This is a genomic window from Ruegeria sp. BHSA118 (genome assembly GCF_059613405.1).
Map to the genome: position 1 here is coordinate 1 of NZ_JBXWSM010000001.1, position 24,940 is coordinate 24,940.

Here is a 24,940-nt window from a genome sequence, read left to right on the forward strand (position 1 = left end):
GTGCCACGATCTTTCGGATGGCCGCCGATTACACGGATCGGGCGCAGCAGTTGAAAGCCGGCAGCTTCCTGGTGCGGGAAGGCGCGTCGATGGAGCAGATCATCGACGAGATTACCAGCAGCGGTGCCAGCACCTGTGGATCCGAGATTGAGTATCGTATCGGTGTGACGCGTGCTCAGACCCGTGTGCGCGAGTTGAACCCCGCGACCCTGGATTTCGTCGAAGTCGCGTCGTTTGATCCGTCGGAAGAAGAGGTGCCTGAGGCCTATACCGAGAAACGCAACGAGGCGGACACCCGTTACCGCGTGTCGCTGGCCGAAGGTGTGACCTCGTGGCAGGTGGTCCAGGCGTTGAAGGCGTTCGACGCATTGACAGGTGAGGTGACCGAGATCCCGGCCGAAGGGATGCTGGCGCCTGACAGCTACGATGTTGTGGCGGGTCAGGATCGTAACGACATTTTGCAGGCGATGCAGGACAAGCAACAATTGCGGATCAACGCCGTTTGGGAGAGCCGCCAGGACGGGTTGCCGCTGCAAAGCCCCGAAGAGATGCTGATCCTTGCGTCTATCATCGAAAAGGAAACCGGTGTTCCGGAAGAGCGCGGGCAAGTGGCCAGTGTTTTTGTGAACCGGCTGAAACAGGGGATGCGGTTGCAGACGGACCCGACCGTCATCTATGGCGTTACCAAAGGGCAAGGCACGTTGGGGCGCGGGCTGCGCCGCAGCGAGCTGAACCGACCAACGCCGTGGAACACCTATCAGATAGACGGTTTGCCGCCGACGCCGATCGCCAATCCGGGCTTGGCCAGCCTGAAAGCTGCTGTTGCGCCGGATGACACGGACTTCGTGTTCTTCGTTGCCGATGGTACGGGGGGCCATGCATTTGCCGAAACTTTGCAGGAGCACAATCGAAACGTCGCCAAATGGCGCGAGATTGAGGCTGAGCAGAACTCGGGAAATTGACCTGAACGAAAAGCGATCTGGTTCTTAGTGCAAAGCCAACGCCGGTCATTGAACCGGCGTTGGCTTTTTTATGTTCCGACCTTAGGCCGCCGGACGTTTGCTGCGTGGGCGACGCCGTTTGTTTGCTGCGGGTTTTCCTTCCCCGTTGGCGGGTTTGGGTTTGAACCCCCGGCGACGGTTGTTCGGTCGGCGCGCCGGTTTTTCAGGTTGTACAGCTTCGGGCATCGTGCCACTGGCAACTGGAATCTCGATCTTCATCAGCTTTTGAATCTGGCGCAGCAGATCAACTTCTTCCGGAGAACAGAAGGCGATGGCTTCGCCCTCGCGCCCTGCGCGGGCGGTGCGCCCGATACGGTGGACGTAGTTGTCAGGCACCTCGGGCAGGTCGAAGTTGATCACGTAGGCGACACCCGGGATGTCGATGCCCCGGGCGGCAACGTCGGTGGCCACCAGAATGTTGATTTCGCCCGCGCGAAACGCCTTGATGGCACGATCGCGCTGACCCTGGCTTTTGTTGCCGTGGATGGATGCGGCGTTGTAGCCATCGGCCACAAGCCCTTTCATCAGCCGTTCCGCGCCATGTTTGGTGCGGGTAAAGACCAGTGTCAGAGCGTCCACATCTTTCGACAGGATTTCACGCAGCTTGGCTGGTTTCCCGGGCTTGGAAACGAAGTGCAAAGACTGCGTAATCTTGTCGGCGGCTTTGCCCGGAGGCGAGACCTGCACCCGCTGCGGGTTGGTCAGGTAAGTGCGGCTGAGCTCCTCCATCTGCTTCGGCATGGTCGCCGAAAACAGCATGGTTTGGCGTGGGGTGCCCAGTGCCGGTGCGATTTTTCGCAGCGCATGGATAAAGCCCAGGTCAAGCATCTGGTCTGCTTCGTCCAGCACCAGATGACGTACCGCTCCGAGGTTTACCGCGCCACGCTCCATCAGATCTATCAGGCGGCCCGGTGTGGCGACCAGAATGTCGGTGCCACGGGAAAGGAACATTATCTGCTTGTTGATCGATTGGCCGCCGACGACGGTGGCCACGCGCAGCTTGGTGCCTTTCGTCAAGGTGCGGAGGCTGTCGGCGATTTGATTCACAAGTTCCCGGGTGGGTGCCAGGATCAGCGCCTTGGCGGTTTTCGGGTCGGGTTTGCCGGGTTGGGCCAGAAGGTGATCGATCAGAGGCAGGCCAAATGCCAAGGTCTTTCCGGTGCCGGTTTGCGCCAGTCCCAGAATGTCGTGACCATTCAGAGCAAGCGGAATCGCCTGGTTCTGGATTGGGGTGGGTTGAGTGAAATTGGCGCGTTTGAGTGCCTCGTTCAGTGCCGGGGCAAGGCCCAGCATATCAAAGTCGAACAAATAACTATCCTTTTGCAGCCCGGAGCGTTTGCCCGCGGACAGGTCATGAAGGGTCGCGCGTTGGCGACCGGCAGGGGTTGTGCGAGACCTCGGGACGAGCAGGCGTATCCTGCGCCATCCGGCCGTCGCGTCAAGAACCCTGCGTGATGGGGAACTGGAGTGATGAGTTGGCGCTGTGGGGCGGACGAGGTCCGCTTGGGCTCACGCATCAGCGCTGTGATGTGGGGCACATGAGGGTTCCGCCATGGAATGTCAAGCGCCGGTAAGCCTTCTGGTGGTCTTCTGAGTCGAATAAGGCACTGTTCGCGGCACCAGACTGCCATTGAATTACAGCGTTAAACCAACAGCCCTGTTGATCGCCATTCCAGTATTCACGGCCTGATAGGTTGGAAATGGCATCCTCTCAGCGGTGTGAATGTCGCGTCGGATCCAGTTTTGTGCTTCCAGCTGGTGAAGGGATGAGGACAGCGCCCGATCTGTAATGATCGTAAGACCTGATTTGATGGCCGAGAAACGATGAGGGGAACCTGTCAACGCCAGAACTGGCACAGTCCAGGATTTTCGCAGAAGTCTGATTTCATCCTCAGAGCGGACGGTGGTAATTATCTTGCTGGCGATCGTGGCAGCCTCGATTCCGAATGGCGTAAGTCGAAATTCTGGACGCAGAGGGTGCCCATGGCCGGGATTTCTTTCGATCATTCCAAGTTCAATAAGATGAGCAAGGCTGGCTGCAAAGGCGGTTCGGCTTGCGTCGGTCGCTGCCAAAAGCGGGGCTTGCCGGCCCGGAACTTTGGCGTGCAGCAGCGCAAGAATTTTCAGGGACCAAGCCCGCGACGTCAGCTTGACAAGTGTATTTATGTCCATAAAGTATAGTAAATATATTTTTGGAAAAGGAAAAGCCTTATGTCGCTCGTTTCATTGAAGAACACCATCACGCTTGCGATGTCCGTTCGGGATCGACATGCCAGTGCGGAATGGTATGCCGCCAAGCTGGGATTCGAGCTTATCCACCACATTGATGAAGCGGGATGGAGCGAATTGCGAACCAATGTCGACCGAGTCACTTTGGGACTGGGCGAACAGGCCGAAGCCTCTCCGGGGAATTGCGTGCCTGTCTTCGAAGTCGCGGATATCGCGGAAGCGCGCGGAAAGCTGGAGCTTGCAGGTGTGGAATTTGACGGTGAAACGGACACGATTGAGGGGATGGTCAGCACGGCAACGTTTTATGATCCGGATAGGAATGCGCTGATGCTGGCGCAGGATTTGACAGGCCAGAGTTGAGCGTAAAAGGTAAAGAAAAACTCAAAACAGCGACCGCTGCGTGTTGCGTCGGAGTTGCGTAACGCATTGACTTTGCGGACTTAATCCTATATATCTTGTGACATGCTAGAAGAAGTGGGCAGCGGCCCCGGGGCGACCCGGTGGCCGTTTTTTGCTTCTCTCGTGCGGAGAAAACTCACGCATGAGGTCACAGGCAAACATGACTTTGATTACCCCGGAAGAGCGGATTTCCCAAACGGCTGAATTGTTGCAGTCGCTTGAGAGGTCCATTCGCGATCTGCGGCAAGCGGCGGAAGACCTGCGCAAACAGATCGGAGCCGGGGAGGATGCAGATCTTGCTGGTTCAGCCAAGCAACTCGGTCAGCTGGAGGGGCTGATCCGAAGTTGCCAGAAAGTGGAGACAAGCTTTGTCGAACAACATCACAGACAAGCCGGAATTGCCCAAGGAGGGTACGCGCTCGATCTTGACCGAGCTCGGTTTGAAGTCGGGTGCAGGCTGGCTCGCCTCCGCGCCTGTTGCGGTGCAGAACAGATTTCTGAGTGAGATCGGGGAGGGAGGGCTGTGTGCCCTCCCTTTCCTGTTCGAATTCTGGGCGCTGCCACATCAACTGCCGCCCGAGGGCGACTGGCGGTCCTGGGTGATCATGGGCGGTCGCGGCGCGGGCAAAACGCGGGCAGGGGCCGAGTGGGTAAGGTCGATGGTCGAGGGGCCGAAACCGCTGGACATGGGCGAGGCGTGTCGAGTGGCTTTGGTGGGTGAGACCTTTGATCAGGTGCGTGATGTGATGATCTTTGGTGATAGCGGGATAATGCAGTGTTCTCCACCGGATCGCCGACCGACCTGGAAGGCATCCGAGCGCAAGCTGATCTGGCCCAACGGGGCCGAGGCGCAGGCGTTTTCAGCGCATGATCCCGAAGGGTTGAGGGGCCCTCAGTTCGATGCGGCCTGGGTGGATGAGCTGGCCAAGTGGAAGAAGGCGGGCGAGACCTGGGATATGCTGCAATTTGCGCTGCGCTTGGGCGAGAAGCCTCGGGTCTGCGTGACCACGACGCCGCGTAATGTGAAGGTTTTGAAGGAGTTGCTGGCGTCTTCGTCCACCGTGCAGACCCATGCGCCGACCGAGGCGAACCGGGCTAATCTGGCGGGTTCCTTCTTGGAAGAGGTGCGCGCGCGATACGCGGGTACGCGACTGGGGCGACAGGAGCTGGACGGGGTGCTGTTGTCGGATGCTGAGGGGGCGCTGTGGACAGCGTCGATGCTGGAGGCGGCGCGTTGTGCGCAGGCGCCTGAGGTGGACCGCATCGTGGTGGCGCTGGACCCGGCGGTGACGTCTGGGTCAGGCGCGGATGCCTGCGGGATCGTGGTGGTCGGCGCGCAGGTGCAAGGCCCGCCCGAGGAGTGGCGCGCCTATGTGCTGGCCGACCGGACTGTGCAGGGCGTTGGTCCGGCGGGCTGGGCGCAGGCGTCGATTGACGCGATGGACGAGTTTGGGGCCGAGCGGCTGGTGGCCGAGGTCAATCAAGGCGGACAGCTCGTGGAAGAGGTCGTGCGGCAGGTGGACCCTCTGGTCCCTTATCGCGCAGTACGGGCGTCACGCGGCAAGGCGGCGCGGGCCGAGCCTGTGGCAGCGCTGTACGAACAGGGGCGGGTGGCGCATGTTGCCGGGCTGGACGCGCTGGAGGAGCAGATGTGCCAGATGACCGCGCGCGAGTTTCAGGGGCAGGGCTCACCCGACCGGGTGGATGCGCTGGTCTGGGCGCTGCATGAGTTGATTGTGGGGCCTGCGGGGGCGTATCGGCGGCCTAGGGTGCGGGCGTTGTGAAGATCGTCTGGCCTGCGTCACAATAGCCAAACAACTGCATTGTTCTCTATACAAAAGCATCTAGATGGTATTCGGCTTTTTTTCTTCGCTACTTTGGCCTTGAAAAGAACCTCAGAAGCAGAATCCTTCGGCGCAGTTTGACTGCAACAGAATAGTTAGAATACGCTTCTGGAAAAGGAGGATGAAGTGTATTTAACGATAATTCTGTCATTTTTGTTTCTTATTTTCACTTCGCCATCGGTAAACGCTGAAGTCGGTTGGCGCGAGGGAGCTGTGTCTCACCGACAGTTGCCACCCCCGGCTATAACAAAGTCTTACGTAAGATTGGATGTTCCTCACATAAGGCAAGGCGATTATCTGTGTGTACCAACTTCGGCGGCAATGGTTGTTCAGTATTTGGGGGACAGAATTGATCCCGCCGAACTAAAAGCCATCGCTGAAGGTCACAAACCCAAAAGCCAAAGAAATTCAAAGTTCACGTATTGGAGAGATGCCAACTACGCACTTCGCAAGTTTGGGTATAAGTGGAAAATTCGCGATTACCAAAAAACATCGTCTGGCTTTAAATCTGGTCTTCGCGACATAAAGGCGAGTCTGAGAAAAGGCCGCCCGGTACTTATTGATGTCCATCAGGATGAGGGACACACATTTGTTGTAATGGGCTTTAATGATGAAGCACAGGTGGTCTATATTCGCGATCCAAACTTGCCAGGAAAACAGTCTCGCATATTGAGCTATGCCGTACTGAAGGAAAATTGGCACAACCATAGATTCGCGAATAACCGCAGCGCTTTTTTCGCGTATCCGAAATAGTCTGAGTTAAACTGCTGGTTTCGTGCCGCTCATCCAGAACAGAAGTTTTTTGCATCGGTGAAACTCAGAGATCGTCTGAAGACAGTGAACGGAGGCTTTGTCTGTGAAGCGGGAGGTTGAACTTTGACCGTGGCCGATCGCGACAACAGGCCGAGATTGCCGTTGCCCAACCCCCGTACGCCCCATTCCCGAGGCTTAAACTTCTTTCCGTCATAACTCCTTTCAACAAGCCGGGCAGAGCGGCGGCAGAAAGGAGCACAGATGGTATTCGATTTCTTGCGTCGTGGATCGGCTGAGGAAGCGCCCGAGGCGAAGGCGAGCGCAGCGGGGCCTGTGGTGGCGTGGCAGACGGGTGGGCGCGTGGCGTGGAGCCCCAGGGATGCGGTGTCGCTGACGCGGACGGGGTTTTCGGGGAACCCGGTGGGGTTCCGCTCGGTCAAGCTGATTGCCGAGGCGGCGGCGGCTTTGCCGTTGGTGTTGCAGGATCAGGCGCAGCGGTTTGATACCCATCCGATCCTGTCGCTGATGCGCCGTCCGAATGCGGCGCAGGGGCGGGCGGAGTTGTTGGAGGCTTTGTTCGGGCAGTTGCTGTTGTCGGGCAATGCCTATGTCGAGGCGGTGCAAGCCGACGAAGGTTTGCCGGTTGAGCTGCATGTGCTGCGATCCGACCGGATGAGCGTGGTGCCGGGGACAGATGGGTGGCCCAAGGCGTATGACTACGCGGTTGGTGGCAAGAAGCACCGGTTTGCAGCGGAAAACATTTGCCATATCAAATCGTTCCATCCGCAGGACGACCACTACGGGTTCTCGCCGATGCAGGCGGCGGCGATGGCGATTGATGTGCATAACAGCGCGTCGCGGTGGTCGAAATCGCTGTTGGATAACGCAGCGCGGCCTTCGGGGGCGCTGGTGTGGAAGGGCGATGGTCATGGGGTGATGGCCGAGGATCAGTTCCGGCGTCTGTCGGATGAGATCGAGCAGAACTATCGCGGGGCGCGCAATGCGGGTCGTCCGATGGTTCTGGAAGGGGGGCTGGATTGGAAGCCGATGGGGTTCTCGCCGTCCGATATGGAGTTTCAGAAGACCAAGGAAGCCGCCGCCCGCGAGATCGCGCTGGCCTTTGGGGTCCCGCCGATGCTGCTGGGGATACAAGGCGACGCGACCTATTCGAACTATCAGGAGGCCAACCGGGCGTTCTATCGCCTGACCGTTCTGCCCCTGGTGACGCGGGTGGCGGCGGCAGTGTCGGACTGGCTGGCGGATTTTACCGGTGAGGAACTGGCGTTGAAGCCTGACCTGGATCAGGTGCCTGCGCTGTCCCCAGAACGGGATGCGCAATGGGCGCGGGTCAATGGGGCCGACTTCCTGACCGATGCCGAGAAGCGTGCCTTGCTGGGCCTGCCGGAGCGTGCGGATGGGTGAGGGGTATCCCTCGTTCGAGTGCGCGCCAGGTCTGCGTCTGGCCGCGCATGAGCGGGTGGCCGAGATCCAGCATGCACATCTGTGCCGGCGTCTGGATCAGATCGAAGAGATGATGGAGCGGCTGGAGCGCCGGCTGTGGCTGACGGTCTATGGCGTGGCGGCGGTGATACTGGCACAGGCGTTTCAATCCCTCTTGGTGGTCGCGCCATGAGTTCAATGGGTTACATGGAGAAGTTCATGGATTTGGAACATAAATTCGCACGGTTCGGCGACGGTTTGTCGGTTATGGATGACACGGTAATCGCGGGCTATGCAAGCTTGTTTGGGCAGGTCGATCAGGGCAGTGACGTGGTGCAGCGCGGGGCCTATCGCGGCTCGCTTGACAGGCTGGCCAGAGCAGGGCAGCGCGTCAAGATGCTGTGGCAGCATGATCCGGCCCAGCCCATCGGCGTGTGGGACGAAGTACGCGAGGACGGCAAGGGCCTGTGGGTCAAGGGGCGTCTGCTGGAGAGCACGCAGAAGGGCCGCGAGGCGGCAGAATTGATCCGGGCGGGTGCGATGGATGGCCTTTCGATCGGCTACCGCACCAAACGGGCCATGAAGAATGACAAGGGCCAGCGGGTCCTGACCGAACTGGAGCTGTGGGAGGTGTCATTGGTGACTTTCCCGATGCTGCCCAGTGCGCGGGTGGCGGCCAAGGGAGTGGACCCCGAGACCGAGAACACCTGGCGCAGTATTGCCGAGGTGTTCAACGATGCCCGGCAGGAGCTGGCGCGGACCTAGCGCGCCTCAAAACCACTCAGAACAGGACATGCTTATGAGCAAGACCGAAACCCCGGCCTTGACCGGAGAGGGTGCGCCCCTGGTTCAGGAGGTGAAGCAGGCGATGGCTGGCTTCGTAAATGAATTCAAGGGCCTGAAGGCTGAAGTTAAAACAAAACTGCAACAGACAGAAGAGCGACTGACCATGCTGGATCGTAAATCAACCATCGCGGCACGCCCGCATCTTGCCGCTTCGATCGAAGACGGAGCCCCGCATCAGAAGGCATTTGATGCCTATGTGCGGTCCGGCGAAGATGACGGGCTGCGCGGCCTCGAGATGGAGGCCAAGTCCCTGTCCACAGCGGTCAACAGCGATGGTGGCTATCTGGTTGATCCGCAGACTGCCGAGACGATCAAGTCGGTTTTGAACTCGACCGCCTCGATCCGTTCGATTGCATCGGTCGTGAATGTCGAGGCAAATTCGTTCGACGTGCTGATCGATCACACCGATGTAGGTGCGGGCTGGGCTGACGAAAACTCGGCCACAGGGGAAACCGGAACACCATCGATCGATCGCATCTCGATCCCGCTGCACGAGCTGAGCGCGCTGCCCAAAGCGTCGCAGCGTCTGCTGGATGACAGCGCCTTCGATGTCGAGGGCTGGCTGGCCGGGCGCATTGCCGACAAGTTCGCACGCGCCGAGGCGGCGGCATTCATCAACGGCGATGGCGTCGACAAGCCCAAGGGTTTGATGATCCACCGAGCGGTACCGAATGATGGCTGGTCCTGGGGCAGCCTTGGCTATGTCGCGACCGGTATTGATGCGGGTATTGATGCGGATGCGATCGTCGATGTGGTTTATGCGCTGGGCGCGCAGTACCGGGTCAACGGGACTTTCGTGATGAATTCGAAGACCGCAGGTGTGATCCGCAAGTTGAAGGACAGCGATGGCCGCTTCCTGTGGTCCGATGGTCTGGCCGCAGGTGAGCCGGCGCGTCTGATGGGGTATCCGGTTCTGATCGCCGAGGATATGCCGGATGTAACAACGGACAGTTTCCCGATTGCCTTTGGTGACTTCCAGGCTGGTTACACCATTGCCGAACGTCCTGATCTGCGCGTGCTGCGCGACCCGTTTAGCGCCAAGCCACATGTCCTGTTCTACGCGACAAAGCGCGTCGGCGGCGATGTCAGCGACTTTGCAGCGATCAAGCTGGTGAAATTCGGCACCGCCTAAAGCGGGCTGAATCCGGGGGGCCCTGGCCCCTCGGACGGCGGGCGCGGGCCGGGGTGAGATCCTCTGCGTTGTCTAGCTGCTCCCCTCCGTCCGAGCAACGTGGGGCGGCGCGTGCCCGTCATTTTCCAAGGATGGGGCCCTGGAGGGGTCCGAGATTGCGGAGTGAGTGGATGATGTTGATCGAAGAGACCGCCATCGCGGATGCGGCGCTGCCGGTGGATCAGTTCAAGCGGCATCTGAGGTTGGGCACGGGCTTTGCCGAGGATGATGTGCAGAATGAAGTGTTGAAGGGGTTCCTGCGGGCCGCCATTGCGGCGATCGAGGCGCGCACTGGCACGGTTCTGATCACACGGGATTTCTCGTGGAGTTTGAACAGGTGGCGCGACCCGTCGGGCGAAGTGCTGCCTGTGGCCCCGGTGGTTTCAGTGCAGGCCGTGACGCTGACTGACAAGCAAGGAGCCGAAACAGTTGCGGGCGCCGCGACCTATCGGCTGGAGCATGATAGCCAGCGGCCCCGGATCCGCCCATTGGGATTTAGCCTGCCTGCCATCGAAACGGGTGGTTCCGTAAAGATATCGCTTGTCGCGGGGATGGCGCAGGATTGGGGCGAGTTGCCTGCTGATCTTGGGCAAGCCGTGCTGCTGCTGGCGGCGCATTACTATGAATACCGGGATGAAACCTCATTGGGCGCTGGATGTATGCCCTTTGGTGTCACCAGCCTGATCCAGCGCTATCGCATGGTGCGTTTCGGGGCGGGGGTATCGCAATGAATACGCCGCATCTGAACCGTAAATTGGTGCTGGAGGCGCCAATGCGAAGTGCTGATGGGGCGGGGGGCTATACCGAAACATGGGCTGCGATGGGGACGCTATGGGCCGAGGTGACGGCGCGCAGTGGGGCCGAACGGCAGATCGCCGGAGCGTCCGTGTCGCGTGTCGGGTTCCGCATCGTGGTACGCGGCGCGCCCATGGGATCTTCGATGCGCCCCGCGCCAGATCAGCGGTTTCGCGAGGGAAATCGCTGTTTCGTAATCCGGGCCGTGGCCGAGCATGATCCGCGCGGCAAGTTCCTGACCTGTTTCGCAGATGAAGAGGTGGCGGCATGAGCTATGGCGTTTCCGCCGCTTTGCAGGCGGCCGTGTACCAACAGCTTTCAGCGGACGCAGCAGTCAGCAGCCAATCGGGGGGGGCGATCTATGATGCCGTACCCGCAGGAACCGTGCCGCAGACCTATGTGACGCTGGGCCCCGAAGAGGTGCGTGACGCTTCGGACCGAACAGGCACGGGCGCAATACATCGCTTCACCGTTTCGGTGGTGTCCCAGGAGGCAGGGTTCGGTGCTGCCAAAACACTGGCCGGCGCGGTGTGTGACGCGCTGGAAAACGCGCCACTCAACCTGGTTCGCGGGCGTTTGGTGGGGCTGTGGTTCGAGCGGGCCTCGGCCCGACGCTCCGGGACCGGCGGCACCATCCGCCAGATCGACCTGAAGTTCCGCGCTCGCGTGGAAGATGACTAAGCAATCAACGGAGAGAGCACATGGCTGCCCAGAACGGAAAAGACCTGTTGGTCAAAATGGATATGAACGGTACCGGCCTGTTTCAGACCATCGCGGGGCTGCGGGCCACGCGCATAAGTTTCAATGCTGAAAGTGTGGATGTCACCAGTCTGGAGAGCCAGGGTGGTTGGCGCGAGCTTTTGTCCGGGGCGGGGGTCAAATCGGCTTCGATCTCTGGATCTGGTGTTTTCAGGGATGCTGGCACGGATGAGCGCGCACGGCAGTTGTTCTTTGATGGCGAAACTCCGGCCTTTCAGGTCATCATCCCTGATTTCGGGATTGTTGAAGGTCCGTTCCAGGTGACCAGCATCGAATATGCGGGTTCGCACAACGGTGAGGCGACCTATGAGATGAGCATGGCCAGTGCCGGTGCTCTGACCTTCACGGCGCTTTGATCCGATGGCCAATCCGTGGACAGGCGAGGTGGCGCTGACCATCGATGGAGAGCGGCGGGTGCTCAAACTGACGCTTGGTGCTTTGGCAGAGCTGGAGCAGGAGCTGAATGCTGGGTCGCTGGTTGAACTGGTGCAGCGGTTTGAGGGCGGTGCGTATTCCAGTGCGGATGTTCTGGCGCTGATCGTTGCCGGTTTGCGGGGCGGTGGCTGCAACATTGCCCGGGCCGACCTTATGCATGCCGAGATCGAAGGCGGCCCCATGGCGGCCGCCAGAACCGCGGCCGAATTGCTGGCGCGCGCCTTCATGGTGCCGGAGGGCGCATGAGCGGGTTCGACTGGCCTGCCCTGATGCGGGCCGGGTTTCTGGGGCTGCGACTGACGCCGGATCAATTCTGGCGTCTGACCCCGGCAGAGATGCGGCTGATGCTGGGGCAGGGTTCCGGAGCGCCCGCAATGAACCGGGCGGGGTTGGATGCTTTGCTGGCCGCCTATCCGGACAAGACACAAGGAGAGCGTGATGACAGATCGTGACGGGTTTGATGACCTGCAAGAACGAGGCGAAGCGCTGGGCGATTCCCTCGGCGATGCTGCGACTATGGCGGCGGCGTTTGACAGTCAGATGAAGCGCATCAGCGCCGCATTTGAAGAAACCGGCAAGGATGTCGCCACGCTGGAGCGCGGCATGTCCAGCGGATTGCGCAAGGCCTTCGATGGTGTCGTTCTGGATGGGATGAGCCTTTCCGGTGCGTTGGATATCCTGAAGAACTCTTTGATCCAAACGGCTTATGCCGCTGCGATCAAGCCGGTGACGGACCACTTTGGCGGCATGCTGGCCAACACGGTCGGCGGGTTGGTGAAGGGAATTCTGCCCTTTGCCGATGGCGGCAGCTTCAGCCAGGGCCGGGTGATGCCCTTCGCCAATGGCGGTGTGGTCAGCGGCCCGACCATGTTTCCCATGCGCGGCGGCACCGGGCTGATGGGAGAAGCCGGGCCAGAGGCGATCATGCCGCTTGCGCGCGGGGCCGATGGCAAGCTGGGCGTGCGGACGCAGGGTGCCGGGCGTGCCGTGAATGTGGTGATGAACATTTCGACACCTGACGTGCAGGGGTTCCGCCGCTCTCAGGGGCAGATTGCGGCCCAGATGAGTCGCGCGCTGGGGCGCGGCAATCGCAACAGATAAATCAGGGAGCAGCTGATGAATTTCCACGAGGTGAGATTTCCCGCCAGCCTGAGCTTTGGCTCGGTCGGGGGGCCGGAACGGCGCACGGACATCGTGACGCTGGCCAATGGATTTGAAGAGCGCAACACGCCCTGGGCCCATTCGCGCCGCCGATATGATGCGGGGTTGGGGATGCGTTCGCTGGACGATATCGAGACATTGATTTCGTTCTTCGAAGCACGGCAGGGCCAGATGTTCGGCTTTCGCTGGAAAGACTGGTCGGATTTCAAATCCGGCAAGGCCACGGCAGACATCAATTTCGGAGATCAGGTGATCGCCAAAGGCGACGGAACACGCACCGAATTCCAGTTGATCAAGACCTACCAATCGGGCGGAGTAAGCTATGCGCGCCCCATCGTAAAACCGGTACTGGGGACGGTGCGTCTGGGGCTGGATCAGGATGAGGTCCGTGAGGGCGTGGATTTTGACGTTGATCTGACAACGGGCAAGGTCACGTTTGCGGACCCGCCGCCGGAACAGGTCGATATCACCGCGGGTTTTGAATTTGACGTGCCGGTGCGTTTTGACACTGACAAAATCCAGACCAGTGTTGCCAGTTTTCAGGCCGGCGACGTACCGAACGTTCCCGTGGTCGAGGTGCGCATCTGATGGCTGAAGATATCAAGGGCCTGCACGCGCATCTGCAAAACGGGTTGACAACTGTCTGCCGCTGTTGGGCGATCAAACGCACGGACGGTCAGGAATACGGTTTCACCGACCACGACATGGAGCTGAGTTTTGACGGGTTGACCTTCAAGGCCAGTACCGGCCTGACGGCCGCCGCCATCGAGCAGGCCACGGGCCTGTCCATCGACAACACGGAAGCGATGGGCGCCCTGTCTGACGCGGCCATTCGCGACGAGGATATCGAAGCGGGGCGTTTTGACGGGGCCGAAGTGCGCGCCTGGTTGGTCAACTGGGCAGATCTGGATCAGCGCATCCTTCAGTTCCGTGGTTCAATCGGTGAGTTGCGCCGCTCTGGCGGCGCGTTCCATGCGGAATTACGTGGCCTGACCGACTTGCTGAACCGCCCTTTGGGGCGCGTTTACCAAAAGCCTTGCACGGCTGTGTTGGGGGATCGGGCCTGCCGGTTCAACACCGACACACCGGGGTATTGGTTCGACGGTGTGATCTCGGGTTTCGAAGGCGGCACTCTTCTGCATGTTGCAGGAGGTCAGACCATTGAAGAAGGCTGGTTCGAACGGGGGCGCGTGGATGTTCGGTCCGGTTCTGCCAAGGGGTTGTGGTCTTCGATCAAGAACGACAGGCAGACGGCAACCGGGCGCGAGATTACGCTTTGGTCCGGTTTCGGGGCCGGCCTGGCGATCGGTGACAGTGTGAAGCTGCGGGCCGGATGCGACAAGCGCATGGAAACCTGCCAGTTCAAGTTCAACAACTTTCTGAATTTTCAAGGGTTTCCAGATCTTCCGGGCGAAGACTGGGTCATGGCTGTTCCCAAGAAAAGCAAAGCCAATAGTGGAGGCAGCTTACGGTGACAATACGTAGAGAGGATATTGTGACAGAGGCGCGCAATTGGCTTGGAACGCCTTATGTGCATCAGGCCTCGGTCAAAGGTGCCGGTGCGGATTGTCTGGGCCTGTTGCGCGGGGTTTGGCGCGCCGTGATCGGGGGGGAACCTGAATCTGTTCCGGCCTACAGCATGGACTGGTCCGAACCGCAGGGTGAGGAACGGATGTGGGTAGCTGCCAGGCGGCATCTGGTCGAAAAACCAATAGGCAAGATGGCATCGGGGGATGTTCTGCTGTTTCGGATGCGCGACGCAAGCGTCGCCAAGCATCTGGGCATCGTCAGTACCACGCAACCCGAGCCCCGCTTTATTCACGCATATTCCGGCCACGGCGTGGTGGAAAACGCACTGAGCAGGCCTTGGTACCGCCGTATCGTTTCCTGTTTTGAATTCCCGATGGAGATGCATTGATGGCCACTATTCTTCTTTCTGCAGCCGGGGCCGCGCTGGGCGGTTCGATCGGGGGCACGGTCGCGGGCCTATCAACCGCAATTATCGGTCGGGCCGTTGGTGCGACGGTCGGGCGGATCCTTGATCAGAAGTTCTTTAACCAGTCCGTTATGGGCAGCGGCAGTGAAGTCGTCGAAACCGGTCGCATGGATCGGTTTCGGTTGACGGAAACCGGCGAAGGTGCCCCGGTGACCACCGTGTTTGGCCGTATGCGTGTGGGCGGTCAGGTCATTTGGGCTTCGGACTTTCTGGAGACCCAGACAACGACCACAGAAGGTGGCGGCGGCGGGGGCAAGGGGAAACCCAAGACCCCTGAGGTGACTACCGTCACGTACAGTTACTCGATTTCGCTGGCGATTGCGGTTGGCGCCGGTGAGATCGCCGATGTCGCGCGCATTTGGGCGGATGGAGAAGAACAAGATCGATCCGGCCTCAATATGCGGGTTTACCATGGCACGTGGGATCAGTTGCCGGACCCGCTGATCGAGGCGATTGAAGGCGCCGGAACGGTTCCGGCTTATCGCGGAACCGCCTATGTCGTGATCGAGGACTTCCCGCTCGGCGCTTTCGGCAACCGGGTACCGCAGTTTTCATTTGAAATTGTGCGCCCCACGCAGCGGGACATGCCCGATCACGCCAGTGCTTTGCCTCAGATCGTGCGCGGGGTCGCCATGATACCGGGGACCGGAGAATACGCTCTGGCCAGCTCTCAGGTGAATTATTCACAATCTGGCAAAAGCTGGCCTGCCAACGCACATTCCGCGTCCGGCACCTCGGATCTTGTCTCCTCGACCCGAGCGCTGGAAAGCGAGTTGCCCAATTGCGATGCCGCATCATTGGTGGTGTCGTGGTTCGGCGATGACCTGAGATGCGGACAATGCAAGATCCGGCCAAAGATCGAACAGCGTGAGAACGACAGCAGCGATATGCCCTGGATCGTATCTCATCATGCCCGAAGCGACGCCGGGCTTGTGGTGCGACAGAACGGCCGCCCGGTCTATGGGGGGACTCCGGCTGATGCGGCCGTGGTCGAGGCGATCCGGCATCTGAACCAATCCGGCAAACGGGTGATGTTTTACCCATTCATCCTGATGGAGCAATTGCCGGGGAACGGGCTGCCTGATCCCTGGTCGGATGCGTCAAGTCAGCCTCACCTGCCATGGCGTGGGCGGATCACCCTGGACGTTGCGCCGGGGCGTTCGGGTTCTGCGGATCAGACGGCATCGGCCGATGCACAGGTCGCCGCGTTCTTTGGAACAGCCCGAGCGCAGGATTTTGCGATCAACCAGGATACGAACGGATCGGGCGGCACCGGCGGTAGCTCGGGTGGTCTGGTCAGGCCCAGACCGGGTGGTCGGCCTGACGACAGAGGGGATACCGGTTTAACCTGGGTCTCCGGGGGCGGTACCTTTGGCGGGCTGCTGGGGGACAGCGGCGTCACGGCCAAAGAAATCATCAAATATTCCGGCCCTCAGGAATGGGGCCTGCGGCGTTTCATTCTGCACTATGCCATGCTGTGCAAGGCTGCCGGCGGCGTTTCGTCGTTCTGCATCTCGTCCGAGATGCGTGGCCTGACCCAGATCAGGGGGGGGGCGGGCTTTCCGGCTGTTGCGCAGCTTCGCGCCTTGGCGGCCGAGGTGCGTCAGATTCTGGGGCCGGACACGAAAATCGGCTATGCAGCGGATTGGAGCGAGTATTTCGGATACCAGCCAAAGGGCACCAGCGACAGGTATTTTCACCTCGACCCTCTTTGGGCGGACGACAACATCGATTTCATCGGCATCGACAACTACATGCCGTTGTCCGATTGGCGTGACGGTGAACACCATCTGGACGCCGAGGCCGGCGCGCCTTCGATCTACGACCTGGGGTACCTTCGCAGCAATATCGAAGGCGGTGAAGGGTATGACTGGTATTACGCCTCTCCGGAAGAGGCGGAAGCGCAGATCAGGACTCCGATCGAAGATCAGGGGCATGACGAGCCGTGGACCTGGCGATACAAGGACCTGCGCAACTGGTGGTCGAATCCGCATCACGAACGGATCGGAGGCGTGCGTCAACCCAACCCGACCGATTGGGTGCCCGGATCGAAACCGATCTGGTTCACCGAGTTGGGCTGTGCGGCAATCGACAAGGGCACGAACCAGCCGAACAAATTCCTGGACCCGAAGTCATCGGAATCGCTGTTGCCCGCGTATTCAAACGGGCTGCGCGACGACTTCATTCAGGTTCAGTATCTGACGGCTATGCTTGGCTATTGGAGCGATCCGAAGGTCAATCCGATCTCGGACATCTACGGCGCGCCGATGCTGGACATGGCAAACGCGTATGTCTGGGCATGGGATACCCGTCCGTTTCCGACCTTTCCGAACCTGAAAAGCCAGTGGGACGATGGCGAGAACTATCCCAGAGGCCACTGGCTGAACGGTCGGTCCGGGTCTCGTACGTTGGCCTCCGTGGTGACCGAAATCTGCCACGGCGCAGGCGTCACGGATATAGACGTCTCTGGTCTGTACGGTGTGGTCCGCGGGTATGTCATCGAAGACGTGACAAACGCCCGTTCCGCCTTGCAGCCGCTGATGCTGCGCTATGGGTTTGATGCGATCGAAAGGGATGGAGTGTTGAAGTTCCAGATGCGCGACGGGTATGGCGCAGTTGCCTTGAACCCCGACCATCTGGCGATCAGCAGCGATCTTGAGGGCACGGTCGAACACCGGCGCGAGGCCGAGGCCGAAATGACCGGGCGCGTTCGTCTGCGCTTTGTTCAGTCGGACGCGGATCATGATGTCGTCGCGGAAGAGGCGGTTTTGCCCGATGATCGCACCCATTCCGTATCGGTGAATGAGATGCCTCTGTCCATGACCCGCACCGAAGGGCGGCAAACGGCCGAACGCTGGTTGAGCGAAGCCAGAGTTTCCCGCGATACGGTTCGGTTTGCGCTTCCGCCGTCTCAAATGCACCTGGGGGCAGGGGATCTGGTTCGTTTGACAGACGCTGAAACCGGGCCGGTGTACCGGATCGACCGGTTGGAATCCGCTGATCTGCAACTAGTTGAAGCGGTCCGGATCGAACAGGGCGTGTACAAGGCATCCGAATTGAAGGACGACCCGGCAACGGTCAAACCATATGCGGCGCCGGTCCCCGTGCTGCCGGTTTTTCTGGATCTGCCCTTGATCACGGGGGCCGAGGCCCCTCATGCGCCCTATCTGGCCGTTACCGGAGATCCATGGCCCGGGGCGGCAACGGTCTATTCCTCGTCCAGTGACGATGGCTATCGCCTGAGCGACGTCATTGCCCAGCGGGCAGTGGTTGGCGTGACCGAAACACCGCTGAGGCGCGCCAGTGTCGGTGTCTGGGATGAGGGCCCTGCCTTGAAGGTCAAACTGCTTGCGGGCCAGTTGGAATCCCGCCCGCGCAGCTCGGTAATGAATGGCGTCAATCTGGCTGCAATCGGTGACGGAACACCCGGTAACTGGGAGGTTTTTCAGTTTTCTGACGCGGCGCTTGAAGCCCCGGAAGTATACGGATTGTCCGGGCGGCTCAGGGGTCAACTGGGAACAGACGCCTTGATGCCTGATGTCTGGCCGGATGGATCAGTATTCGTACTGCTGAATGACAGGGTACAACAGATCAGCCTGCTGCGAAACGAAAGGCGTCTTGCCAAACATTATCGCATTGGGCCTGCGACCCGCGGCTATGATGATCCGTCCTATCAACATCTGATTGCCTCGTTTGCAGGCAACGGATTGCGCCCCTACGCGCCTGTGCACATGCGGGTTCGGTCTGGTGCCGCCGGGGATGAGCTTACGTGGATCCGACGTGCCCGAACGGATGCGGATGACTGGTCGGGGCTGGAGATCCCCCTGGGCGAAGAAAGCGAATCCTATCTGGTCCGTATCATTGCGGGTGGAACCGTTCTGCGTGAAGAACTGACATCCGAACCAAGGTGGACCTATTCGACAGCCATGAAAGCGGCGGATGGTCTGTCCGGGGGCTATGAGGTCGAAGTGGCCCAGGTATCTGCTGTATTCGGACCGGGTGCTTGGTCGCGTCTTACGGTTGGGCAAGCTGCCTGATGCGGCCGGTTCTGCATGGTGATGTCAGTGCTGTGGCGCGCGCCTTGCTGGCCGTGCCGCAGCCGGACAGGGGGGCATTGTGTGTGCGGATGATCCACGAGGCGGAATTGGCCGACAGGCACTTGGAGCGCACGGGCAAGCTCCACCCGGTTTTCGGCAATGGTTCACTCATGGCCGTTGCGCGAAACAGGGCCCTGGCCGATGAACCCGGGTTTGACGATCTGCAATATTGTCAGTGTTTTGAAATGGTTCTGCACCAGCTTGCCAGATTTCAGGTTAACCGGACGCGCAGCTGACGCATTTGCTGGCGGCCAGATCCAGATTCAGCCGCCCATCCGGAATACGCTCGCCGCAGTCTTCGCAATATCCGAACTCGCCCCCTTCTAGCCGTTCCAACGCGGCCATAAGCCTGCGTGTTTCCACATCGCGATTGGCCTGCTGTGCCTTGGCCATGGCCTGATTTTGCAACGCATCCATGCGGCTCAGCCGTCCAACGGCCTGTTGATCCAGCTCGACAACGGCCTGAGCCTGCTGTCCCGACGCTGACATCTGCTGCAATTCCGCCAATCGCTCGCGAATTCGAGCTTCGAAATGGGTGCGCTCTGACTCATTCAATTTCGTTACATGACCGATCATGGGTTTGCGTTTGGTCTTTTTGCCACTAAATGGCATTCTAGGCGCAGCAAAGGATCAAAGCCATGTTCGAAAAGCGCAGCCATGTGACACCGGTTGATCCGGTCTGGACCCGTATCACATCCGAGGCCCATGCGGCCGTCGAGAAAGAGCCCCTCATGGGGGGGCTCGTGCACGCCTGTATCCTGCATCACCGCAGTCTTGAACGCGCGCTTTCATATCGGGTGGCGGCCAAGCTGTGCTCGAACGAAATGTCGATGATGGTCCTGCGTGAAATCGTGGATGAGGCATATGCCGACGATCCGGGTTTGCTCGAAGCCGCTCGGGCGGACCTTATGGCCGTTTACGAACGTGACCCGGCCTGTCATCGGCTGTTGCAGCCGATCCTGTATTTCAAAGGGTATCAGGCCATGCAGGCATATCGCGTGGCCCATTGGTTGTGGCGCAAGGGGCGTTATGATCTGGCCTATTTCTTCCAGATGCGCTCATCCGAGATTTTCGGGATCGACATTCATCCGGCTGCGAAAATCGGTAAGGGCATCATGATCGACCATGCCCATTCCATCGTGATTGGCGAGACGGCAGTGGTGGGCGACAACGTGTCGATGCTGCACTCGGTGACACTGGGCGGAACCGGCAAGGAAGAAGAAGACCGCCATCCAAAAATCGGAGACGGTGTTCTGATCGGCGCCGGGGCCAAGGTGCTGGGCAATATCACGATTGGCCATTGCAGCCGCATTGCTGCCGGTTCGGTGGTGTTGCAAGAGGTGCCGCCCTGCAAAACGGTCGCCGGTATCCCCGCCAAGATCGTGGGCGAGGCCGGGTGCGACCAGCCTTCGATCTCGATGGATCATATGCTGGGCAAGGATCAGTAAAAAATCAGTGGGAGCGGTTGGCGCGTTTGTCCAACCGCTTGCGCCGCCGTTCTTCCCGTTTTTGTTTGCGAAGCTCTTGCCGTCTGTCCTGCGCGGCTTTTTGTCGGGCAATCGCGGTCGGATCGTTTGGCTTGAACTTTGAATGCTCTCCCGGATAGCTGTTGGGCTTTGCCATGGCAAATTCAGGTGACATGGCTGCCGGAAACGCCAAAACAGTCAGGCTGAGAATGAGATTTCTTGAGAGCATCGCGCACCTGCCTTCCGTCTGCTTCTAAAGGAAGGAAGTGGGGCGTCTTGATACATCGGGCAATCGGTGCCCCGATCACGCAAGTTCAATTCAGTGCCAAGACTTGAGGCTGCCCGCGCCCCCGGCTGTCCGGGGCACGGGCATAATTCGGGTCGTCAGGCCAGCATGACCATCGGGTTTTCAAGATTATCGACAATGGCCTTGAGCAGCTCGGCCCCCAGCGCGCCGTCGATGACGCGGTGATCAACAGACATAGTGACTGACATTACGGTTGCCACCGTCAGTTCTCCATCATCCCCGACAACGGGCTTTTTCACGCCGGTACCCACCGCCAGAATACCGGCATGAGGCGGGTTCACGATGGCGTCGAAATTGTCGATGCCGAACATGCCCAGGTTCGAGATGGCAAAGGTGCCGCCCTGATATTCATGCGGTGCCAGCTTGCGCTCGCGGGCACGGGCGGCGAGATCCTTCATCTCGGTCGAAAGCGCCGACAGAGATTTCATGTCGGCGTCCTGAAGAACCGGGGTGAACAGGCCGCCCTCGATCGCAACCGCTACGGCCACGTCCGACGGCTTGAGTTGCAACACGCGGTCGCCCGCCCAGACGGCGTTGCATTCGGGCACCTGCTGAAGCGCGTTGGCGACGGCCTTGATGATGAAGTCGTTGACGCTGAGCTTGACGCCACGACCTTCCAACTGCTTGTTCAACTGGCTGCGGAACTTGAGCAGCGCATCCAGCTTGATGTCGCGGCGCAGGTAGAAATGCGGAATGGTCTGTTTGGCCTCGCCCAAACGCGCCGCGATGGTTTTGCGCATACCGTCGAGCTGAATTTCTTCATACTCGCGGCCCTCATACATCCGCGCCACCATATCCGCGGACGGTCCAGAGGCCGCCGCCGGTGCAGTCGCAGGTGCGGCGGCTGTCGGGGCAGGGGGCGTCGCAGTGGCCGTCGCTCCTTCGACATCGACCTTGACGATGCGGCCATGCGGGCCGGAACCGGAAATCTGTGTCAGGTCGAGACCTTTTTGCGCAGCAATCCGGCGGGCCAGAGGCGAGGCAAAAATCCGACCGCCATCTGCCTTGGCCGGAGCGGCCGGGGCAGGGGCGGGCGCCTCGGATGCCGCTGGCGCGGCAGCCTCGTTGCCCGCGGCGGCTGGTGCCGCCTCGGGAGCCTTGGCAGGTGCCGCCGCGATATCGTCGGCGCTTTCGCCGTCTTCCAGCAGAACCGCAATGGCGGTGTTGACCTTGACCCCTTCGGTGCCTTCGGGGATCAGGATCTTGCCGATGATGCCTTCATCGACGGCTTCGAACTCCATCGTGGCCTTGTCGGTTTCGATCTCGGCCAGCAGATCGCCGGAGGAGACGGTGTCGCCTTCCTTGACCAACCACTTGGCGAGCGTGCCTTCCTCCATGGTCGGGGACAGGGCGGGCATCAGAATTTCGGTGGGCATCTGTCTGTCGCTCCTTACCGGTAGGTCACTTGTTTGACGGCGGCGATCACCTCATCGGTGGTGATCAGGGCCAGCTTTTCGAGATTGGCGGCATAGGGCATCGGCACGTCCTTGCCAGTGCAGTTAATGACCGGTGCGTCGAGGTAATCAAACGCCTCTTGCATCACGACCGAGCTGATATAGCTGCCGACAGATCCCTGCGGCCAGCCTTCTTCCACTGTCACCAGCCGGTTGGTCTTCATCACCGAGTTGATGATCGCGCCAGTGTCCATCGGGCGGATGGTGCGCAGGTCGATCACTTCGGCGCTGATGCCGTCTTCGGCCAGCTTGTCAGCAGCTTCCAGCGCGTATTGCATGCCGATGCCAAAGCTGACGATGGTCACATCCGAGCCTTCACGCCAGATGCGGGCCTTGCCCAGCGGAATGGTCAGGTCATCCACCTGCGGTACCTCGAAAGAGCGACCGTAGAGGATTTCGTTTTCCAGGAACACAACCGGGTTGGGATCGCGGATGGCCGATTTCAGCAGACCTTTGGCATCAGCGGCTGAATAAGGCATGACGACCTTCAGGCCGGGGATCTGCATGTACCACGCGGCGTAGTCCTGGCTGTGCTGCGCGGCCACGCGCGCGGCGGCCCCGTTGGGCCCCCGGAACACGATGGGGCAACCCATCTGACCACCGGACATATAGAGCGTTTTGGCCGCAGAGTTGATGATCTGGTCAATCGCCTGCATGGCGAAGTTGAAGGTCATGAACTCGACAATCGGTTTCAGACCGCCAAAGGCCGAACCCACCGCGATACCGGCAAACCCATGTTCGGTGATCGGCGTATCGATCACGCGCTTGGAGCCGAATTCGTCCAGCAGACCCTGGGAAATCTTGTATGCCCCCTGATACTCCGCGACTTCCTCGCCCATCAGATAGACGTTTTCATCGCCGCGCATTTCTTCGGCCATCGCATCGCGCAGCGCTTCGCGGACGGTTTCGGATTTCATCTCGGCATCTGCCGGCCAGTCGGGCGACAGGTCGACCACCGGCGCTGCGGGGGCTGCAGCGGCAGGAGCAGGGACCTCGACCGCCGCAGGGGCGGCTTCGATCCCCGCTGCGGCTGCAGGTGCAGCCGCGGGCAGGGCCGAGGCGTCTTCGCCTTCCTCGACCAGCACCGCGATGGGGGTGTTCACCTTGACCCCTTCGGTGCCCTCGGCGATCAGGATCTTGCCAACGATGCCTTCATCGACGGCCTCGAATTCCATCGTTGCCTTGTCGGTTTCAATCTCGGCCAGGATATCGCCCGAGGATACGGTGTCGCCTTCCTTGACCAGCCATTTGGCCAGCGTGCCCTCTTCCATCGTGGGCGAAAGGGCGGGCATGAGAATTTCGGTTGCCATGTCTTATTCGTCCTCTCAGGCGTAAATGTCAGTCCAGAGCTCTTCGACGGAAGGCTCGGGGCTTTCTTTCGAGAATTCGGCGGCCTGATTGACGATCTCTTTGATTTCCTTGTCGATCGCCTTCAGGTCATCCTCGGTCGCGTGTTTGCCGGTCAGCAGCAGCTCGCGCACATGTTCGATCGGGTCGCTCTGTTCACGAACCTTCTGAACCTCTTCGCGGGTACGGTACTTGGCCGGGTCAGACATCGAGTGGCCGCGATAGCGGTAGGTCTTAATTTCCAGGATATAGGGGCCTTTGCCGGCGCGGCAGTGCGCGACGGCCTTTTCGCCCGCTTCCTTAACGGCCAGCACATCCATGCCGTTGACGATCTCGCCCGGAATGCCGAACGCCTCGCCGCGATGGAAAATGTCCTTGGTCGAGGTCGAACGCGCCTGCGCTGTGCCCATGGCGTATTGGTTGTTTTCAATCACGAAAACCACGGGAAGATCCCACAGGGCGGCCATGTTGAAAGTCTCATAGACCTGTCCCTGGTTTGCAGCACCGTCACCGAAATAGGTGAAGGTTACACGACCGTTCTCTTTGTACTTATCGGCGAAGGCCAGACCTGCACCCAGCGGCACCTGTGCGCCGACAATTCCGTGGCCGCCGTAGAAATGCTTTTCTTTCGAGAACATGTGCATCGAACCGCCCTTGCCTTTGGACAGGCCGCCTTCGCGCCCGGTCAGTTCGGCCATCACGCCGCCCGGGTCCATGCCACAGGCCAGCATATGACCGTGGTCACGGTACGAGGTGATCCGCTTGTCGCCGTCCTGTGCTGCCGCTTCGAGCCCGACAACAACCGCCTCTTGACCGATGTACAGGTGACAGAACCCGCCGATCAGACCCATGCCATAAAGCTGACCCGCCTTTTCTTCGAATCGACGGATCAGAAGCATTTCGCGGTAGTATGTCTTGAGTTCTTCCGCAGAAACATTTGGTTTCTTTGTGGTTTTTCGCGCAGCCATAGTGGCGATCTCCCCCTTTCGGCAAGATAGTTTAGCGTTAAACTATCTCATAAAGCATTTGGGGCTTTCTGGCGAGGGGAAATGTGACGCAGCGTCCGCACGGGCGCGGCGCAGCCGACGGGCAAAGCGGTGTGACCATGGTCCGACGATGTCCGGCGGCCCAAAAGGGATCAGCGGATCACGATCTCATCCGCCCGGATCATACCAAGAACCGAACGTGCCTGCTGATCGAGCAGGTCAAGATCCAGATAAGTGTCGGACAGGCGCCGGGTCAGGTTTTCCAATTCGGCGATTTGGGCATTCAGCTTTTCCAGGTCGTGTGACAGGGCGTCCCGTTCCGCAGCAATTTCGACCCGTCGAAACAGGCCATAGTCACCTTGCACGGCGGCAAAGGTGAAATACACACCAAGCATGAAAGCCACCGAGAAGAAGACGATTGAGCCCAAACCGGGCCGATGGGAACGGGACACTC

At 60.0% G+C, this 24,940-nt stretch carries 29 protein-coding genes; 21 read left to right on the top strand and 8 right to left on the bottom strand.

Features of this window, described 5'->3' with window-relative positions:
* Positions 1-962, top strand: a 962-nt coding sequence (gene mltG / locus AC2FNN_RS00005; RefSeq protein WP_496755724.1) for an endolytic transglycosylase MltG, incomplete at its 5' end; no start/stop codon positions are given.
* An 81-nt stretch (positions 963-1,043) separates the two neighbouring features.
* Here mltG and AC2FNN_RS00010 read toward each other — a convergent pair.
* On the bottom strand, positions 1,044-2,309 hold the full coding sequence (locus tag AC2FNN_RS00010; RefSeq protein WP_496755725.1) for a DEAD/DEAH box helicase: 1,266 nt from the start codon (positions 2,307-2,309) through the stop codon (positions 1,044-1,046).
* Positions 2,310-2,636: 327 nt separating this feature from the next.
* Positions 2,637-3,074: a winged helix-turn-helix transcriptional regulator gene (locus AC2FNN_RS00015; RefSeq protein WP_496755726.1), complete on the bottom strand. Its 438-nt coding sequence runs from the start codon at positions 3,072-3,074 to the stop codon at positions 2,637-2,639.
* 138 nt (positions 3,075-3,212) lie between these two features.
* On the opposite strand from AC2FNN_RS00015, the gene AC2FNN_RS00020 reads away from it, so the two are divergent.
* The 19 genes from AC2FNN_RS00020 to AC2FNN_RS00110 all read left to right on the top strand — a co-directional run bounded on the left by AC2FNN_RS00020 (position 3,213) and on the right by AC2FNN_RS00110 (position 19,162).
* Positions 3,213-3,590, top strand: a complete 378-nt coding sequence (locus tag AC2FNN_RS00020; RefSeq protein ID WP_171204959.1) for a VOC family protein — start codon at positions 3,213-3,215, stop codon at positions 3,588-3,590.
* A 521-nt stretch (positions 3,591-4,111) separates the two neighbouring features.
* Positions 4,112-5,413 (top strand): DNA-packaging protein, encoded by a 1,302-nt coding sequence (locus tag AC2FNN_RS00025; protein ID WP_496755907.1) that lies wholly within the window; start codon positions 4,112-4,114, stop codon positions 5,411-5,413.
* Positions 5,414-5,599: 186 nt separating this feature from the next.
* Entirely contained in the window at positions 5,600-6,226 is a 627-nt protein-coding gene (locus tag AC2FNN_RS00030; RefSeq protein WP_496755727.1) for a C39 family peptidase, read from the top strand.
* Positions 6,227-6,487: 261 nt separating this feature from the next.
* Positions 6,488-7,648 carry a phage portal protein gene (locus AC2FNN_RS00035; protein ID WP_496755728.1) on the top strand — a complete coding sequence of 387 codons (1,161 nt, stop codon included), beginning with the start codon at positions 6,488-6,490 and terminating at the stop codon, positions 7,646-7,648.
* Positions 7,641-7,859, top strand: a complete 219-nt coding sequence (locus AC2FNN_RS00040) for a GTA head formation protein, RCAP_rcc01685 family (protein ID WP_152458319.1) — start codon at positions 7,641-7,643, stop codon at positions 7,857-7,859. Before AC2FNN_RS00035 ends, AC2FNN_RS00040 begins: the two co-directional genes overlap by 8 nt.
* 14 nt (positions 7,860-7,873) lie before the next feature.
* Positions 7,874-8,431: an HK97 family phage prohead protease gene (locus AC2FNN_RS00045; RefSeq protein WP_496755909.1), complete on the top strand. Its 558-nt coding sequence runs from the start codon at positions 7,874-7,876 to the stop codon at positions 8,429-8,431.
* Positions 8,432-8,465: 34 nt separating this feature from the next.
* Positions 8,466-9,644, top strand: a complete 1,179-nt coding sequence (locus AC2FNN_RS00050; RefSeq protein WP_496755729.1) for a phage major capsid protein — start codon at positions 8,466-8,468, stop codon at positions 9,642-9,644.
* A gap of 170 nt (positions 9,645-9,814) precedes the next feature.
* Positions 9,815-10,414: a head-tail connector protein gene (locus tag AC2FNN_RS00055; RefSeq protein ID WP_496755730.1), complete on the top strand. Its 600-nt coding sequence runs from the start codon at positions 9,815-9,817 to the stop codon at positions 10,412-10,414.
* The gene (locus AC2FNN_RS00060) at positions 10,411-10,749 is read left to right on the top strand and encodes a phage head closure protein (protein ID WP_496755731.1); all 339 of its coding nucleotides are present in this window, start codon (positions 10,411-10,413) and stop codon (positions 10,747-10,749) included. The genes AC2FNN_RS00055 and AC2FNN_RS00060 overlap by 4 nt, the downstream gene beginning before the upstream one ends.
* A complete protein-coding gene (locus tag AC2FNN_RS00065; RefSeq protein WP_496755732.1) occupies positions 10,746-11,159 on the top strand; it encodes a DUF3168 domain-containing protein in 414 nt (137 codons plus the stop codon). The genes AC2FNN_RS00060 and AC2FNN_RS00065 overlap by 4 nt, the downstream gene beginning before the upstream one ends.
* Before the next feature lie 20 nt (positions 11,160-11,179).
* Positions 11,180-11,593, top strand: coding sequence for a phage major tail protein, TP901-1 family (locus tag AC2FNN_RS00070; RefSeq protein WP_496755733.1), 414 nt, complete (start codon positions 11,180-11,182; stop codon positions 11,591-11,593).
* Between the two features lie 4 nt (positions 11,594-11,597).
* On the top strand, positions 11,598-11,918 hold the full coding sequence (locus AC2FNN_RS00075) for a gene transfer agent family protein (RefSeq protein ID WP_496755734.1): 321 nt from the start codon (positions 11,598-11,600) through the stop codon (positions 11,916-11,918).
* Complete coding sequence (locus AC2FNN_RS00080) at positions 11,915-12,124, top strand: rcc01693 family protein (RefSeq protein WP_496755735.1); 210 nt, start codon at positions 11,915-11,917, stop codon at positions 12,122-12,124. Before AC2FNN_RS00075 ends, AC2FNN_RS00080 begins: the two co-directional genes overlap by 4 nt.
* Positions 12,111-12,773, top strand: a complete 663-nt coding sequence (locus AC2FNN_RS00085; protein ID WP_171723063.1) for an RcGTA-type gene transfer agent tail tape measure protein — start codon at positions 12,111-12,113, stop codon at positions 12,771-12,773. The genes AC2FNN_RS00080 and AC2FNN_RS00085 overlap by 14 nt, the downstream gene beginning before the upstream one ends.
* Before the next feature lie 15 nt (positions 12,774-12,788).
* Positions 12,789-13,421, top strand: a complete 633-nt coding sequence (locus AC2FNN_RS00090; protein ID WP_496755736.1) for a phage distal tail protein, Rcc01695 family — start codon at positions 12,789-12,791, stop codon at positions 13,419-13,421.
* Complete coding sequence (locus AC2FNN_RS00095) at positions 13,421-14,308, top strand: phage/gene transfer agent baseplate hub protein (RefSeq protein WP_496755737.1); 888 nt, start codon at positions 13,421-13,423, stop codon at positions 14,306-14,308. The genes AC2FNN_RS00090 and AC2FNN_RS00095 overlap by 1 nt, the downstream gene beginning before the upstream one ends.
* Entirely contained in the window at positions 14,305-14,751 is a 447-nt protein-coding gene (locus tag AC2FNN_RS00100) for an NlpC/P60 family protein (protein ID WP_496755738.1), read from the top strand. Before AC2FNN_RS00095 ends, AC2FNN_RS00100 begins: the two co-directional genes overlap by 4 nt.
* Positions 14,751-18,866 carry a baseplate multidomain protein megatron gene (locus AC2FNN_RS00105; protein WP_496755739.1) on the top strand — a complete coding sequence of 1,372 codons (4,116 nt, stop codon included), beginning with the start codon at positions 14,751-14,753 and terminating at the stop codon, positions 18,864-18,866. Before AC2FNN_RS00100 ends, AC2FNN_RS00105 begins: the two co-directional genes overlap by 1 nt.
* Positions 18,866-19,162 (top strand): DUF7742 family protein, encoded by a 297-nt coding sequence (locus tag AC2FNN_RS00110; RefSeq protein WP_496755740.1) that lies wholly within the window; start codon positions 18,866-18,868, stop codon positions 19,160-19,162. Before AC2FNN_RS00105 ends, AC2FNN_RS00110 begins: the two co-directional genes overlap by 1 nt.
* Here AC2FNN_RS00110 and AC2FNN_RS00115 read toward each other — a convergent pair.
* Positions 19,143-19,481: a TraR/DksA family transcriptional regulator gene (locus AC2FNN_RS00115; RefSeq protein WP_496755741.1), complete on the bottom strand. Its 339-nt coding sequence runs from the start codon at positions 19,479-19,481 to the stop codon at positions 19,143-19,145. The two genes, AC2FNN_RS00110 and AC2FNN_RS00115, sit on opposite strands and share 20 nt — an antisense overlap.
* Positions 19,482-19,564: 83 nt before the next feature.
* Between AC2FNN_RS00115 and cysE the strand changes: the two genes are divergently transcribed.
* Complete coding sequence (cysE, locus tag AC2FNN_RS00120) at positions 19,565-20,374, top strand: serine O-acetyltransferase (RefSeq protein WP_152458304.1); 810 nt, start codon at positions 19,565-19,567, stop codon at positions 20,372-20,374.
* A 4-nt stretch (positions 20,375-20,378) separates the two neighbouring features.
* Here the strand turns inward: cysE and AC2FNN_RS00125 are convergent, their stop codons facing one another.
* The 5 genes from AC2FNN_RS00125 to AC2FNN_RS00145 all read right to left on the bottom strand — a co-directional run bounded on the left by AC2FNN_RS00125 (position 20,379) and on the right by AC2FNN_RS00145 (position 24,938).
* Entirely contained in the window at positions 20,379-20,549 is a 171-nt protein-coding gene (locus AC2FNN_RS00125; protein ID WP_496755742.1) for a hypothetical protein, read from the bottom strand.
* Positions 20,550-20,776: 227 nt separating this feature from the next.
* The gene (locus AC2FNN_RS00130) at positions 20,777-22,075 is read right to left on the bottom strand and encodes a pyruvate dehydrogenase complex dihydrolipoamide acetyltransferase (RefSeq protein ID WP_496755743.1); all 1,299 of its coding nucleotides are present in this window, start codon (positions 22,073-22,075) and stop codon (positions 20,777-20,779) included.
* Positions 22,076-22,089: 14 nt separating this feature from the next.
* Positions 22,090-23,463 (bottom strand): pyruvate dehydrogenase complex E1 component subunit beta, encoded by a 1,374-nt coding sequence (locus AC2FNN_RS00135; protein ID WP_496755744.1) that lies wholly within the window; start codon positions 23,461-23,463, stop codon positions 22,090-22,092.
* A gap of 15 nt (positions 23,464-23,478) precedes the next feature.
* Positions 23,479-24,468 (bottom strand): pyruvate dehydrogenase (acetyl-transferring) E1 component subunit alpha, encoded by a 990-nt coding sequence (gene pdhA, locus AC2FNN_RS00140; RefSeq protein WP_496755745.1) that lies wholly within the window; start codon positions 24,466-24,468, stop codon positions 23,479-23,481.
* A 170-nt stretch (positions 24,469-24,638) separates the two neighbouring features.
* Positions 24,639-24,938, bottom strand: coding sequence for an FtsB family cell division protein (locus tag AC2FNN_RS00145; RefSeq protein WP_170343950.1), 300 nt, complete (start codon positions 24,936-24,938; stop codon positions 24,639-24,641).
* Positions 24,939-24,940: the final 2 nt, after the last annotated feature.

Bases quoted from the DNA above. Each gene is read 5' to 3' on its own strand.
- AC2FNN_RS00075 (WP_496755734.1), top strand. From the start codon at position 11,598: ATGGCCAATCCGTGGACAGGCGAGGTGGCGCTGACCATCGATGGAGAG.
- AC2FNN_RS00090 (WP_496755736.1), top strand. From the start codon at position 12,789: ATGAATTTCCACGAGGTGAGATTTCCCGCCAGCCTGAGCTTTGGCTCG.
- AC2FNN_RS00035 (WP_496755728.1), top strand. From the start codon at position 6,488: ATGGTATTCGATTTCTTGCGTCGTGGATCGGCTGAGGAAGCGCCCGAG.
- AC2FNN_RS00130 (WP_496755743.1), bottom strand. From the start codon at position 22,075: ATGCCCACCGAAATTCTGATGCCCGCCCTGTCCCCGACCATGGAGGAA.
- AC2FNN_RS00080 (WP_496755735.1), top strand. From the start codon at position 11,915: ATGAGCGGGTTCGACTGGCCTGCCCTGATGCGGGCCGGGTTTCTGGGG.
- AC2FNN_RS00105 (WP_496755739.1), top strand. From the start codon at position 14,751: ATGGCCACTATTCTTCTTTCTGCAGCCGGGGCCGCGCTGGGCGGTTCG.
- AC2FNN_RS00040 (WP_152458319.1), top strand. From the start codon at position 7,641: ATGGGTGAGGGGTATCCCTCGTTCGAGTGCGCGCCAGGTCTGCGTCTG.
- AC2FNN_RS00045 (WP_496755909.1), top strand. From the start codon at position 7,874: ATGGAGAAGTTCATGGATTTGGAACATAAATTCGCACGGTTCGGCGAC.
- AC2FNN_RS00055 (WP_496755730.1), top strand. From the start codon at position 9,815: ATGATGTTGATCGAAGAGACCGCCATCGCGGATGCGGCGCTGCCGGTG.
- AC2FNN_RS00020 (WP_171204959.1), top strand. From the start codon at position 3,213: ATGTCGCTCGTTTCATTGAAGAACACCATCACGCTTGCGATGTCCGTT.
- cysE (WP_152458304.1), top strand. From the start codon at position 19,565: ATGTTCGAAAAGCGCAGCCATGTGACACCGGTTGATCCGGTCTGGACC.
- AC2FNN_RS00125 (WP_496755742.1), bottom strand. From the start codon at position 20,549: ATGGCAAAGCCCAACAGCTATCCGGGAGAGCATTCAAAGTTCAAGCCA.
- AC2FNN_RS00065 (WP_496755732.1), top strand. From the start codon at position 10,746: ATGAGCTATGGCGTTTCCGCCGCTTTGCAGGCGGCCGTGTACCAACAG.
- AC2FNN_RS00135 (WP_496755744.1), bottom strand. From the start codon at position 23,463: ATGGCAACCGAAATTCTCATGCCCGCCCTTTCGCCCACGATGGAAGAG.
- AC2FNN_RS00085 (WP_171723063.1), top strand. From the start codon at position 12,111: ATGACAGATCGTGACGGGTTTGATGACCTGCAAGAACGAGGCGAAGCG.
- pdhA (WP_496755745.1), bottom strand. From the start codon at position 24,468: ATGGCTGCGCGAAAAACCACAAAGAAACCAAATGTTTCTGCGGAAGAA.
- AC2FNN_RS00060 (WP_496755731.1), top strand. From the start codon at position 10,411: ATGAATACGCCGCATCTGAACCGTAAATTGGTGCTGGAGGCGCCAATG.
- AC2FNN_RS00050 (WP_496755729.1), top strand. From the start codon at position 8,466: ATGAGCAAGACCGAAACCCCGGCCTTGACCGGAGAGGGTGCGCCCCTG.
- AC2FNN_RS00095 (WP_496755737.1), top strand. From the start codon at position 13,421: ATGGCTGAAGATATCAAGGGCCTGCACGCGCATCTGCAAAACGGGTTG.
- AC2FNN_RS00070 (WP_496755733.1), top strand. From the start codon at position 11,180: ATGGCTGCCCAGAACGGAAAAGACCTGTTGGTCAAAATGGATATGAAC.
- AC2FNN_RS00110 (WP_496755740.1), top strand. From the start codon at position 18,866: ATGCGGCCGGTTCTGCATGGTGATGTCAGTGCTGTGGCGCGCGCCTTG.